This window comes from Micromonospora deserti (assembly GCF_003236335.1).
Lineage (GTDB): Bacteria > Actinomycetota > Actinomycetes > Mycobacteriales > Micromonosporaceae > Micromonospora > Micromonospora deserti.
The window spans coordinates 1-13107 of record NZ_POUB01000171.1; the positions used below are offsets into that span (position 1 = coordinate 1).

General features: G+C 72.5%; 11 protein-coding genes. All 11 read right to left on the minus strand.

The features are described from left to right. Positions 1-21: 21 nt before the first annotated feature. The gene (locus C1I99_RS21405) at positions 22-2502 is read right to left on the minus strand and encodes a glycoside hydrolase family 65 protein (RefSeq protein ID WP_233512634.1); all 2481 of its coding nucleotides are present in this window, start codon (positions 2500-2502) and stop codon (positions 22-24) included. Positions 2503-2770: 268 nt separating this feature from the next. Then, positions 2771-3706 (minus strand): cytochrome c oxidase assembly protein, encoded by a 936-nt coding sequence (locus tag C1I99_RS21410; RefSeq protein WP_111136007.1) that lies wholly within the window; start codon positions 3704-3706, stop codon positions 2771-2773. 109 nt (positions 3707-3815) lie between these two features. Then, positions 3816-4829 carry a cytochrome c-type biogenesis protein CcmH gene (locus C1I99_RS21415; RefSeq protein ID WP_158554089.1) on the minus strand — a complete coding sequence of 338 codons (1014 nt, stop codon included), beginning with the start codon at positions 4827-4829 and terminating at the stop codon, positions 3816-3818. Beyond that, positions 4793-5338 carry a TlpA family protein disulfide reductase gene (locus C1I99_RS21420; protein ID WP_158554090.1) on the minus strand — a complete coding sequence of 182 codons (546 nt, stop codon included), beginning with the start codon at positions 5336-5338 and terminating at the stop codon, positions 4793-4795. Before C1I99_RS21420 ends, C1I99_RS21415 begins: the two co-directional genes overlap by 37 nt. After that, the gene (locus C1I99_RS21425; protein ID WP_111136010.1) at positions 5335-7344 is read right to left on the minus strand and encodes a heme lyase CcmF/NrfE family subunit; all 2010 of its coding nucleotides are present in this window, start codon (positions 7342-7344) and stop codon (positions 5335-5337) included. Before C1I99_RS21425 ends, C1I99_RS21420 begins: the two co-directional genes overlap by 4 nt. Continuing rightward, positions 7341-7739 carry a cytochrome c maturation protein CcmE gene (locus tag C1I99_RS21430; RefSeq protein WP_111136011.1) on the minus strand — a complete coding sequence of 133 codons (399 nt, stop codon included), beginning with the start codon at positions 7737-7739 and terminating at the stop codon, positions 7341-7343. Before C1I99_RS21430 ends, C1I99_RS21425 begins: the two co-directional genes overlap by 4 nt. 91 nt (positions 7740-7830) lie before the next feature. Continuing rightward, on the minus strand, positions 7831-8601 hold the full coding sequence (gene ccsA, locus C1I99_RS21435; RefSeq protein ID WP_111136012.1) for a cytochrome c biogenesis protein CcsA: 771 nt from the start codon (positions 8599-8601) through the stop codon (positions 7831-7833). A 145-nt stretch (positions 8602-8746) separates the two neighbouring features. Beyond that, positions 8747-9133: a hypothetical protein gene (locus C1I99_RS21440; RefSeq protein WP_111136013.1), complete on the minus strand. Its 387-nt coding sequence runs from the start codon at positions 9131-9133 to the stop codon at positions 8747-8749. 8 nt (positions 9134-9141) lie between these two features. Beyond that, on the minus strand, positions 9142-11646 hold the full coding sequence (locus C1I99_RS21445; protein WP_111136014.1) for a cytochrome c oxidase subunit I: 2505 nt from the start codon (positions 11644-11646) through the stop codon (positions 9142-9144). Between the two features lie 7 nt (positions 11647-11653). Next, the gene (gene coxB, locus C1I99_RS21450; protein WP_199562324.1) at positions 11654-12658 is read right to left on the minus strand and encodes a cytochrome c oxidase subunit II; all 1005 of its coding nucleotides are present in this window, start codon (positions 12656-12658) and stop codon (positions 11654-11656) included. Between the two features lie 188 nt (positions 12659-12846). Then, a partial coding sequence (locus C1I99_RS32850; protein WP_158554091.1) for a hypothetical protein occupies positions 12847-13107 on the minus strand: 261 nt, incomplete at its 5' end.

The following is a 13107-nucleotide window of genomic DNA, read 5'->3' on the forward strand; positions in this document are numbered from 1 at the left end:
GCCGAGGTGGGTCTCGACGCGCTAGTGCCGATCGACGTGGTTGCGCGGACCAGCGCCGCCCGGCGGCTGCTCCCTGGGCAGGCGCAGGCGGACGTGGCTCTCCCCGGTGAGGATGTGCGGATGACCATCGATGATCACGGTGATCGGCGGCGCGGCGGTGGGCAGCGCGTGTACCGAGATGAGGTCGTGGCTGCAGTGGATGCGGAGCCAGTGCCCGCGGTAGCGCGCGTCGAAGTCGAGATGGGTGAGGGTGTGCGGTAGTTGCGGATGGAGGCGGAGCGCGTCGCCGCGGGCCTCCAGCCCGGTGTAGCAGCGTTGCAGGATGTCGGCGGTGCCAGCCATCGCGCCGAGGTGGATGCCCTGACGGGTGGTGCCGCCCTGGATGTCGGAGAGGTCGGCGCTCAGTGCGTCGCGCAGCAGGTGCCAGGACTGGGACCGTCTGGTGCGGGCGAGGACCCAGGAGTGAACGACGCGGCTGAGGGTTGATCCGTGCGTGGTCCGGTCCAGGTAGTGGTGCACGGTGGCCGGGATCGTCGCGGGGTCGAAGTCGTACCCGAGTCGATGCAGGAGCTCGGTGACCTCTTCCGCGCTGAACAGATAGAGCAGCATCAGGACGTCAGCCTGTTTCGACGTCTGGTACCGATTGGTGTGGTCGCCCTCAGTTTCCAGGATGAGGTCGAGGCGGCCGATGTCGCCGTACCGGTCGCGATATGCGCCAAGGTCCAGTTCGTCGAGGTCGGCGAAGCCTTCGAACTGGCTGAGCAGTCCGTTGGGCAGGAACGGGACGTACAGTCGGCGGCTGATGTGGTCCCAGCGGGCGACTTCCTGGTCGTCGACCCCCAGGCGCCGCAACAGGTCGTCCGTGTGGTGTCCACCCAGAATCCGGTAGGCGTCGATCGTCCGGGCGAGAGCCCAGGCGGTCATGACGTTGACGTAGGCGTTGTCGTCGATACCTGATCCCGGGCGGTCGGGATAGCCGTCGTGGAACTCGTCCGGACCCATCATGCCCCGGATGTGGTAGCGATCGTCCTGCGGGTCGTGGCTGGCGATGGCGGCCCAGAACCGGGCGATGTCGACGAGGAGTTCGGCCCCGTACATGGCGAGGAAGTCGATGTCGTCGGTGACCTGGTAGTACTGCCAGACGTTGTAGGCCACGGCGAGGTTGACGTGGTGCTGCCGGCGGGAGTGGTCGGGCATCCACCGCTGCGAGAGGGGGTTGTGGAACCGCTCAGGCGTCTCCTCGCGGCCGTCACTGCCGCTCTGCCACGGAAACAGCGCACCGGCCAGGCCCAGCGCGCGGGCGTGCCGGCGGGCCTGGGGAAGCCGACGGTACCGGTAGAGCAGCAGGGCCCGGGTCAGCTCGGGGGTACGTAGGTTGAGCAGCGGAAAGACGAACAGCTCGTCCCAGAACACGTGTCCCCGGTAGCCCTCGCCGTGCCACCCCCGCGCGGGCACGCCCGCGTCGGCGTCGGCGGTGTATCCGGACAGGGACTGCGCGACGTGGAACAGGTGCACGTTGAGCGCCCGCTGTTCCCGCACCAGGTCGTGGCCCCCGAGGCGCAGGTAGAGGCGCCGCCAGAGATGTTCCCAGGCCAGGAGGTGCGCGTCCCGTACGGCGGGGAACGGAGGTGCGTCGCCGATCTCGCCCCACGCGGCGTCCAGCGGTTCCGAGATTGCCCGGTCCCGCGACGTGTACGTGGCGACGATCTTGTCGATGGTGACCGGTGTTCCCGGTGTCATGGTCAGGTGGATCTCGTGCCCGACGTATCCGGGGTCGCTGACCTGGTGGTGGTGGGAAACCGGCTGGTCTTGCTGGTGCAGCACGGTGCGGGCGGCCAGGGCGATACGGATGCGCGACTGGGTGGTCCGTACGGTCAGCCAGCAGGTCTCCCCCTGGTGCCCGGTGACCCAGTCGGTCAGGTGGTGCCGGGCCAACGCGCCGTACTCGGCGACGTTGTCGTTGGTGACCCGCGCGTCCAGCAGGCTACGAACGTGCAACGGGCCCGCCCAGTCCACCGCGGTGATGACCGTACGGAGGCAGGCCAGGTGCGGGCGGTCCATCGAGACGATCCGCTCCTGAACGATCCGGGTGCGGCGACCGTGCGGGTCTCGGACCAGCATCTCCCGCTGTTCCGTGCCCTGTCGCAGGTTGAGCACGACGTGGTGGTGCGCGAGGTGGAACAGGGCCCGCGAGTACCAGGGCCCGCCCGGGTGGCGGAACGTCAACGGCAACCAGTTGGGCAGGTTGACGATGCTCTCGTCGACCCGGCGGCGGCCGTCGACGTCGGAGACCAGCCGGTTGTAGAGCCCGGCGATGTAGGTGGCGGGATAGTGAACGCCGTCGGCGGTGGCTTCGGCCGCCGCGCCCCGGGTCATCTGGTAACCGTTACCCAGCGCCAGCAGCGCCTCCCGCGTCCCCTCGTGGGCGGGTTCGAAGCCCTCGTAGCCCAGCAGCCACTCGTTGGCGGGCAGCCGGCACAGCCGGCACTGGGGATCAGCCATCAGTGGCTGCCCACGTCTGCCGACGACGCGCGACCCCACCGGCGGCGCGCCCACGCGCCCCGTTTCCAGCCCACACAGCCACCAGCACCGGACTCAGCTCATCTTTCCTGACTGCCACGACACGATTTGTCCACCTGGTCCAACGACCGTCGGGGGGCGGGAATCCGCCCCGACCACGCCCACTCCCGGCGGCGGGATCCCACCCGCCTGCCCGACACCCGTGACCACGACCGGTCCCGCCTCCGCCATCCCCACGGCTGGCGACCCCCTACCGGGGCGGGCGCGCCGTGTCGCGCCGGCGGGAACTCGGGGCCAGGATGCGCCGGCCGGGACCTCCGGCCCGGTGTTCCGGGTCCGGACCAGAGCCGCGCGTTGTCGGGCCCACCGCCGGTGGGGCCAGACCGCGGAACACGATCACCGCGGCGACGACCAGATAGCCCAACGACCCGGGGAACCACATCAACGCCGCACCCAGCTGCTGGTCCTCAAGCGGCGTCAGACCCCAGTGGCCGGCGTGATGGCCCTCGTACCACGACCTGGCGCCGAACGTGAGCAGGCCCGCGAGCACCGAGGTCGGCAACATCGCGGCTATCACCGACAGCAGGGCGGCGGGCAGGCTGACGCGCGGACGGTGGCGAAGGGTCAACGACCACAGCACCGCGCCGCTGACAAGGAACAGCAGGTGTTCGGCGACGTGCGCCAACTCCATCCGCAATGCCAGCTCGTAGGGGCCGGGAAGATGCCACAGCCACCAGGTGCCGGCGTGGATCCCCGCCGCAGCGGCGGCGAGTGCTCCTCCCGAGCGCAGCGGACGGGGCATCCAGCGCCCGGGCACGAGAACTCGGCGAACCGGTCTCGGCAGCGCGCTGCCGATCACCAGGCCGCCGCGTCCCAGGATCAGCAGCGGCGGCGCGACCAGCGCAAGCAGTTGGTGCTGCGCCATGTGTACCCAGAACAGCTCCTCGGCCACCACGTCCACGGGCCCGACCAGGGCGGCCGCGAGCACCAGCAGCCCTGCGTGGAAGCACCGGACCCGCCATGGCGGCAGCAGCGCGGGTCCCGACCGGTACGCCGCCAGTCCGCGGCGTCCGTGGGCGTACAGCAGCAGGGTGGCACCCAGCGCGAGCATCGTCGCGGGATCCAGCTGCCACCAGGAGGCAACAGCGGTGGAGTGGCCCAGGAGGGACGTTTCGCCGATCAGCACCGGCCGTCCCCCGGTGTCCCGAACCCGCTTCGTACTCCTCGCCCGGGTGGCGGCCGGGTCTGGGATGCCGCTGGCCCGGCCACTCCCCCGGTCGTCCGTGCCGGCCGCGTCACCGGTCGCCCTCCAGCAGCCGGCGCACCGCGGCGGCGGCGGGATGCTCGGCGGCCACCTCCAGGAACCGGCGCAGGGTCTCGCTGGCCTCGGGCTGTCCAGCCTCGTGTTGCAACATGCCGAGCAGCAGCAGCGCCTCGGTGTGCCGCGCGTCGCGGGCGAGGATCTCCTGCAGCAGTGGGCGGGCCCGTTCCGCCTGGCCGGAACGGGCGTAGGCGAAGGCGAGCCGGAACGCCGCGGGCGAGTCCTTCGGGTCCAGCCGGACCGCCCGTTCGTAGGCCTGGGCGGCCTCCGCCAGCCTCCCCCGGTGCTCCAGTGCCCGCCCCAGGGACAGCCAGGGGCCCACCTCGTCAGGGGCGGAGCGGGCCGCCGCGGACAGGACGTCGAGTTCGGTGTCGCCGGTGGTCGCCGCGGCGGGACCCGCCGGCCGGTCGCCGGTGCCCCTACCGGCCATGACGATCCCGACGGTGAGGGCGACGGCGACGGCCGCGGCCAGCACCAACGCCCCCCGGGCGGGCCGGCCGGGTTGGACCGCACTCGACTCGGGCGCGCGGGCGGTGTCCCGCACCGCCGAACCGGCTGTCCGCCGTCGCGCCCAGCGGGTTACGGCCAGCGCGGCCAACGCCAGCGGCACGAACGCCACCGGCAGCCACCACAACAGCAGCCCGAGTCCCCGGGCCGGCGGTTCGAGGAGGATGCCCGGGCCGTAGCGGTCGACGAACCAGCGCCGGATCTCGTCCGGCTCCCGCCCGGCCCGGACCTGCTCGCGGATCGTCTCGCGGATTCCTCGGGCCGTCGGGGCCTGCGAGTCGGCCGCGGACTCGCCGATGCACTCGGGGCACCGGACAGTCGCGGCGATCGCCCGTACCCGGGCATCCTCGTCAGTGGGACCCGACCCGACCAGGACCGCCCGGGTCAGCCCGGCGGCGAACAGCAGCAGCGCGGCGATTGCCAGCAGCCCAGGGACGGCCCGCCTCAGCGCAACAGGGGTTCGACGGAGGCCACCAGCCACTCCCGCGTCACCTCTCCCTGGTGCCGGGCGGCGAGCCGGCCGCCGCGGTCGACGACGAAGGTTTCGGGGATGCCCCGTACGCCCCAGGCGACCGCGTGCCGGCTGTCCGGGTCGGACACCATTGGCAACGCCTCGGCACCCACCTCGCGCAGGAACCGGCGCGCGCTCGCCGGCCGGTCGGCGGTGTTGAGCCCGACCACCCGCAGCCCTGCCTCGTACCAGCTCTCCTGGGCGGCAAGCAGCACCGGGAACTCGCGGCGGCACGGCTCGCACCAGGACGCCCAGACGGTGACGACGGCCACGTGGCCGCGCAGCGTGGCCAGGTCGAAGAACGTTCCGTCGGGGCCGGTGCCGGCCAGGGGGGACGCCAGGCGGTTCGCCGGCGCGGCCGGTGTACCGTCGCCGGCGCGCAGGGCGTGCGCGAGTGGGACGGTGGCAGCCAGCCCCGCGGCGGCGGCCGCCCCGACGAGTACGGCACGACGGGCGATCAGGGGACGCTGTCCGGTCACGGGTCCACCTCCTTGAGCAGGGGTCGGGGCGCGGCTTCGGCGTTGCCCACTCGGGACGTCACCGAGATCCGCCGGGGCCATGCGGCCAGGCCGGTGCCGACCAGCAGCAGCCCGGCCGCGAGCCACAGCACCCCGATCAGGCTGTTGACGGACACCCGCAGGAGCGCGGTCCCGGCCTGCGGATCGGCGGCCAGGAGGGTGATGTACACGTCCCGCGTCAGTCCGGTGTCGATCGCCGGGGTGGCGACGACCATGCCGTGGTCGGGGAAGAGGGTCAGCGTCGGCGAGACCCTGCCCAGTGAACGGCCTTCCGAGCGGACCTCCAGCCGCGCGGTGGCCGCTTCCTGCCCCTCGGTCACCCTGGACTCCAGCCCGAGCAGCCGGACCGTCACCCCGCGCAGCGTGGCCGTGCTGTCGACGGCGACCTCCCGCTGCTCGGCGGGCGGGTCGGCGCCGGACACCACGACCGCCACCGCCGCGACCGCGACGGCCAGGTGCGCGACGAGCGCGCCGAGGGTGCGCCGGTGGCGGCGGACGGCCCGCCACGCGCCGGCTGGGCCGCCGCCGGCCAGCCGCGCGGCCATCGCGCGGACCAGGGTCGAGGCGACGAACGCGGCCAAGCCGCACACCACCACCACGCTCGGCCCGTGGCTCCCGGTCAGGCCCACGAGGCCGGCGACCACGCAGGCGCCGATCGCCGATGGGACGGCCCGGCGGGCCAACCTCCCGGGTGGTTCCCCGGGCCAGGCCAGCAATGGGCCGATCGCCATGAGGGCCAGGACGGCCAGCGCCAGCGGGGCCAGTGCCTGGTTGTAGTACGCGGGACCGACCGTCACCTCCGTACCGGAGACCATCTGCTGCACGGTGGGGAACACCGTGCCGACCAGAACGGTGGCCGCGACCGCGGTGAGGAGCAGGTTGTTGCCGACGAGCCCGCTGCGCCGGGACAGCAGGCGGGACCGCCAGTCGCCACGGGAGTCACGAGTCGGGTCCGGCCCCGGTCCTGCCAGCCGGTCGCCCCGCAGGGCGAGCAGCGCCAACCAGCCGACCGTGGTGGCGGCGAGGAAGACCAGCAGCGGAGGTCCGATGCCGGACTGCGTGAAGGCGTGCACGCTGCCGACCACGCCGGACCGGGTGAGGAAGGTGCCGAGGATCACCAGGGAGAACGTCGCGGCGGCCAGGGAGAGGGCCCACACCCCGAGGCCGCCGCGTCGCCGGGCCAGCAGCGAGTGCAGCAACGCCGTGGCGGTCAGCCAGGGCAGCAGCGAGGCGTTCTCCACCGGATCCCACGCCCAGTAGCCGCCCCACCCGAGGACCGCGTACGACCACCACGCGCCGACCGCGATGCCGGCGGTGAGGGCCGCCCAACCCAGCAGCGTCCAGTTGCGGACGACGCGCGCCCACGCCGCGCCGGTTCGGCCGGTCACCAGGGCCGCGATCGCGTACGCGAACGGCACTGCCAGTCCGACGTAGCCGGCGTAGAGCAGCGGCGGGTGCACGCCCATCGCGGGGTGGCTGCGCAGCAGCGGGTTCGGTCCCGGGCCGTCCTGCGGTACCGGCTCCACCGCGTCGAAGGGATTGCCGGCGAACAGCACGAGGCCGAAGAAGAACGCGGCGGTCGCGGTGAGTACCGCCATCGCCGGCGGGTGCAGGCGTGGTTCGGTGGTCGGCGGGTGGCGTAACGCGAGCACCACGACGGCGCCCAGGCCCAACAGCCAGAGCAGGAGCGAGCCCTCCAACGCGCTCCACAGGCTCGTGATCGTGTAGTACAGGGGCACGTCCCGGCCGCCGTGCTCAGCGACGTACCGCACGCTGAAGTCCCGGCTCAGCAACGCCCACTCAAGGGTCAGGCAGGCGGCCAGGGCCGCGACAGCGAGCGCGTAGGTGGCTGAGCGTGGCGGCTGCCGCCGCGCGTCGCGGGCTCGGGCCACCCAACCGGCGGTGGCCACCAGCGCGGCGACCGCCCCAAGGCCGAGACAGGCGGTGCCGAGCAGCGACACGGTCATGCGCGGTCGCTGGCGGGCGGCCGGTACTCGTTGGAGTGGTTGGCGATGACGCGCTGGGCGTGCAGGACCCCGTCGGCGTCCAGGAGCCCTTCCACGACGGCGCCGCGTCCCTCGCCGAACATGTCGGGCAGCCCGCCGTGGTGAACGACCTCGACGTCGGCGGAGCCGTCGGTCAGCCGCAGCCGGGTCGCCGGTCCGGCCCGGTGGACGGACCCGGGCACGACGGTGCCGCCGACCCGGAGTTCGTGGTTCACCCCGGCCTGACCCGCGACGATCTCGGACGGCGTCCGGTAGTACACCAGGCTCTCGTCCAGGCCCTTGCCGGCGAGCGCGGCCACGCCCGCGGCCACGGCGCAGATCATCACCAGCGCGGGTCGCACCTTCGCGCGGCTCATGTCCGCTCCCCGCCGCGACCGGACCACCAGAGGTAACCGGCCCAGACGGCGACGGTGAGGGCGTACCCCGCACCGACGGCCAGCCAGGCGGTCACGCCGGCACCCCGGTACGCTCGTCGGCGCTCTGGACCTCGACCCCTGGTGCGGAGAGGTCGGGACGCTCGGCGAGCGTCGCCGGACGGTCCGGCCGCGGGGCCGGTGACCTCGGCCCGGCGGGCGTGGCGAGCAGGGAGACCCGCCGGGTGACGACCCACGCGCCGGTCAGGGTGAAGGCGAGCATCGCGGCAGCCAGGGCGAGCGCCATCGACGCCGCGATCGGCGGCGTCGGATCGGGCCCGAGCAGCGTCGGCGGTTGGTGCAGGGTGCGCCACCAGATCACGGAGAAGTGCACCAGCGGCAGCATGGCGAAGGCGAGCACGCCCAGTACGGCGGCGCGTCGCGAGGTCCGGTCCGGGTCGATGCCCAGCGCGCGGGCCGCGAGGTATCCGATGTAGACAAGCAGGAGCGCCGCAGCCGTCACCAGTCGGGCATCCCAGGTCCACCAGATGCCCCACGTGACCCGGCCCCAGACGCTGCCCAGCGCGATGGCCAGCGCCATCATGCCGACGCCGAGCTCCGCGCAGGCCGCCGCCCAGCGATCCCACCGCTGCCGCCCGGTCCGCAGGTACACCAGGCTGGCCACCAGGACGCCGGTGAAGGCGAGGTAGGCCGTCCACGCCGCGGGGACGTGGACGTACATCAGCTTCTGTGCCACCCCCTGCACGGCATCCGCGGGCGCGGTCCCCGCCAGGACCGCAGCGGCCGCAGCAGCGCTGAGCGCCCCGGTGCCGAGGAACCGCCGCGCGCGCTGTAGATCAGTCATCGCTTCACTCTTCCCGAAAGAGGCATCCAGCCAAGAATGCCGAAAAGTTCCCCCAAGGGCAGCTTTTCGCCGAATCCTGCATCAACGGCACCATTGGCCACGTCTTGGTGGGGGACCAGCGGCACGCCCCGTCACCGCACCGTGCTTATTGGCAGTTCCAGAAGACCAGGGGGTTGACCGCCAGCAGGACCACGCCGAGCAGGAAGATCACCGCGAGGCCGATTCCCGAAACGCCGGCGAAGCGGGCCAACTCCGCGCGGGCCCGGGTGCCGCCGCCGGCGCGGCGACCGCGAGGGGAACGCTGCCGGAGCCGGAACGCCACCCACCCCGCCGCGACCGGCACCACCGCCAGTACGGCGTTGAGCGCCAGGATCGTCACCGGGACGTTCAGGCCGACTCCCCGCCCGCTCTGCCGCAGGGTGCAGCTGGCGTCCGCCACGGCGTAGCTCGCGCCCAGCGCGACCAGCCAGGCCGCGGCCGGTCCGAGCAGGACGAAGGCGATGGTCAACGCGTCGCGTCGTTCCCGCCGCATGACACCTCCTAGCCGACCAGTACCACGTACAGGGATCCGCTGGCCAGCGCCCACCAGGCAGCCGTGAGCGCCCAGTAGCCGGCGGCCACCTGGACGAGCAGCCGCAGGCGCCCCGGCGGTCCGCCCGCCGCCGCCCGGAGGAACGCGAGCCCGGTCGCCACCAGCGCCACGATCACCAGCGCTGCCTGGAACACCAGCACGAGGAGCACCATCGAGTCGTAGGCGTGCCGGGAGGGCGCCGGCGGCGCCGCGGCGTACGTCCCGACCGTCAGCGCGCCTGCCGCCAGACCGGCCGCCGCCAGGACCGCCAGCACGGCCAGTGCCGTCCGGCGGCGGATCTGGGCGCGCGTGCCCAACCAGAGTGCACCGGCGGCGGCCAGGACGAGAGCCGCGAGCAGGCCAGCCGGCAGTGCAGCGGCGGGCCGCTGCGCCGGCGCCGGCGGCCAGACCGTGGCGTTGACCTGGAGGAAGTGGTACGAGGCCAGGATCGTGCCGCCGGCGGTGGCCAGTACGGCTATCGTCGCCATCGCCCCCCACCAGCCGATCGCCCGGGTGCCGTGCACGTCCAGGGGCAGGCCGCCGACGCGCACGCCGGACCGTTCCGGCCACCGCTCGGCCTCGTTGCGGCGCAGCCAGCCCACAACGCCGACGGCGACGACCACCAGGCCGGCCACGGCGACCGGATACGCCTGGGCGATCAACGCCGCGGCGGTCCCCGCCAGCCCCAGCGCCGGGACGAGCGGCCAAAACGTCGGGGTCGGCAGGTGTACGGCGGCCTCCGGCTCGGCCAGCAGGATGCTTGTCGTCGGGCTGGCCCGGAAATCCGCGGGAGCCCGGTCGAACCCGCGCGCCCGCTCGTCGCGGTCGGGCCGGTCACGCTCGGGCTGCCAGAGCGGATAACGACTGCCGACCACCGGGATCCGGGAGAAGTTCTCGGACGGCGGCGGCGACGGAACACCCCACTCCAGGCCATCACCCGCCCAGGGGTCACGGCCCGCGGGAGCGCCGCGACGCCACGCGACGACGAGGTCGATGACGAACACCAACACCCCCGCCGCCAGCAGGAACGCGCCCACGGTCGCCACCAGGTTGAGGCCACCGATGCCCAGGTCCGGGTCATAGGTGTAGACCCGCCGGACCATGCCCCACATGCCGGCCAGGTGCATCGGGAAGAACGTCAGGTGGAACCCGACGAACACCAGCGCGAAGACGACCACGCCCGGCCGCTGGTGCAGCCGCCGCCCGATCATCTTCGGCAGCCAGTGGTAGAGGGCGGCGAAGAGTGGAAACACCACGCCGCCGATCAGCACGTAGTGGAAGTGGGCCACCACGAAGAAGGTGTCGTGGACCTGCTGATCGAACGGGACCGACGCGACCATCACACCGGTGATGCCCCCGGCCACGAAGGTCACGATGAACCCGACGACGAACATCATCGCCACCGTGAAGCGTGGCCGGCCCAGCCAGATCGTCGCCACCCAGGCCAGAACCTGGATCCCGCTGGCGATCGCGATGGTCATGCTCGCGGCGGTGAAGAAGCTCATGGTCAGGGGCGGTAGTCCGGTGGTGAACATGTGGTGGACCCACAGACCGAGACTGATCACCGCCGTCAGCACGAACGCGAGCACCACGAACGGGTAGCCGATCAGCCGCTGCCGGGCGTGCACCTGCACCACCTGTGACACTATTCCGGCCGCCGGCAGGAACATGATGTAGACCTCCGGATGCCCGAAGATCCAGAAGAGGTGCTGCCACAACAGCGGGCTGCCGCCGTGCTCGGCCACGAAGAACGTGGCGCCGAGCAGCCGGTCGAACTCCAGCATCGAGGTCGCGACCAGTAGCGGGGTGAACGCGAGGACGATCAGCCCGGACGCGGTCAGCATCGCCCAGGCAAACACCGGCATCCGGGCCAGCGACATGCCCGGTGCCCGCATCCGAAGCGTCAGCACCAGGATCTCCACCGCGGCGCCGATGCCGGACAGCTCGACCAGCGCCAGCCCCCAAAGCCAGAAGTCCATGCCGGGGCCCGGGGAGTAGGGGTTGCTGCTCAGCGGCACGTAGGCGAACCATCCCGCATCCGGTACGGCTGCCGCCGCAAAGCTGCTGTACAGCAACACGCCACCGAACAGGTAACACCAGTAGTTGAACGCGTTGAATCGGGGAAAGGGCTGGTCGCGGGCGCCGAGCTGAACCGGTAGCAGGTAGGTGGCCAGGCCCTCGATGAACGGCACCACGAACAGGAACATCATGGTGGTGCCGTGCATGGTGAACAGGTCGTTGTAGGTCTGCGCGTCGAGGAACCGGTTCTCGGGGCGGGCGAGCTGGACGCGCATCAACAGTGCCTCGATGCCGCCGACAAGGAAGAACAGGCCCGCCGTGATCATGAATCGGCTGCCCACCGGCTTGTGGCTGACCACCGACAGGCTCCGCCAGATGCCACGGGGGTTGCGCCACACGCCGTCGAAGTCGGGCTGGCCGGCGGCGGTGTCGGGGACGCCCTGGGTGAGGGACACGGTGCTCCTATGCGAGAGAGCCGAGGTAGGCGAGCAGCGCCTGGAGATCGTCGGGCGGCAGGTCGCTGCTGGGCATCCGCGCCCCCGGCTTGACCTGCTGCGGGTCGACGATCCAGCCGCCCAGGTGCCCCTTCGTGTTCGGCATGATGCCGGCGGCGAGCGTGTCGCGGCTGGCCAAATGGGTCAGGTCGGGCCCCACCGAGCCGACCGCGGCGGTGCCCCGGATGGTGTGGCAGTACACGCAGGACGCGGACAGGAACACCTGCCGGCCCCGAGCGGCGAGGTCGTCAGCCGGCTCCGCGGCCGACGTGCCTTGCGCCGCGAGCCAGTCCTGGAAACTCGACTCCGGTTCCACCACGACCCGGAACCGCATCTTGGCGTGCTGCAGGCCGCAGAACTCCGCGCACCGCCCCTCGTAGACACCCGGCCGGTCGGTGTTGATCGACAGCGTGTTCGACCGGCCGGGGACCAGGTCGATCTTTCCGGCGAGCGCCGGCACCCAGAAGCTGTGGATGACGTCGGCGGTGGTCAGCTCCAGCCGGACCGGCCGGCCGGCCGGTACGTGCACCTCGTTGGCCGTGACCACGTCACGCTCCGGGTATCGCACCTCCCACCACCACTGGTGTCCGATCACCTGCACGACCGTGGCCTGCGACGCATCGGGGTGGTCCCGGTGCCGCATCGCGTCGATGCTCACTCCCGTGAGCAGGACGAGCACGACGCTCGGCAGCACGATTCCGCCCCAGACAAGGGGCGCGTTCTCCCAGCGCCGAGCGGTCAGCGGGTCGTGCCGGTCCCGTCGCCGGCGGACCAGGGCGTACAGCGTCGCAGCAGTCACCAGCACCCAGACGACGACGCCGATCCAGAACATCAGCCACCACAGGCCGGCCGCACGGCTGGCGTTGGCGCCCATCGGGGACAGCATCGACTGGTCGGGGCCGCACGCGGCGAGCGCGAGCGCCGCTCCGGCGAGCACCAGGCCCAGGCGGGACGCTCGACTACGCGCGGTCACCGTGGCGCCCGTGGTCGCCAGCGAGCGCAACAGCCGGTCAGATTCACTGCGATCACCACTGTCCTGAACGATCGACTCCAGTTCCCACCGTCGCCCGCGGCCGCGGAACCCCGACCTCAGCCGGGACGCGAGCCCGTACCGACCACGGCTGCGGGCGGCTCCGCGACCACGTCCCGAGGCAGCGCCGCTCACCTGCTCCTCCCCCGCTCGCGTCGGGCCTGGCGGCGCCGCCGGCGCCCGACGACCAGCAGGACGAGCAGCCCGACGGCCCCCGCCATGCCGTCCAGCCGGCCCCGGCGCTCCGGTACCGCCCCCGCAGCGGCCGGCGCGGGCACCTGTTCGACGCTCACCTCGGGATACGCGGTGGTGGCGGCGACCATGGCCGACTGCCGGTCGGGGAACGACTCGGTGCTGATCAGACTGACGGCGCCGCGTGACCCGACATACCG

Coding starts and splice junctions, on each gene's coding strand:
- ccsA (WP_111136012.1), bottom strand. CDS start 8,601: ATGACTGATCTACAGCGCGCGCGGCGGTTCCTCGGCACCGGGGCGCTC.
- C1I99_RS21430 (WP_111136011.1), bottom strand. CDS start 7,739: ATGAGCCGCGCGAAGGTGCGACCCGCGCTGGTGATGATCTGCGCCGTG.
- C1I99_RS21440 (WP_111136013.1), bottom strand. CDS start 9,133: ATGCGGCGGGAACGACGCGACGCGTTGACCATCGCCTTCGTCCTGCTC.
- C1I99_RS21425 (WP_111136010.1), bottom strand. CDS start 7,344: ATGACCGTGTCGCTGCTCGGCACCGCCTGTCTCGGCCTTGGGGCGGTC.
- C1I99_RS21405 (WP_233512634.1), bottom strand. CDS start 2,502: ATGGCTGATCCCCAGTGCCGGCTGTGCCGGCTGCCCGCCAACGAGTGG.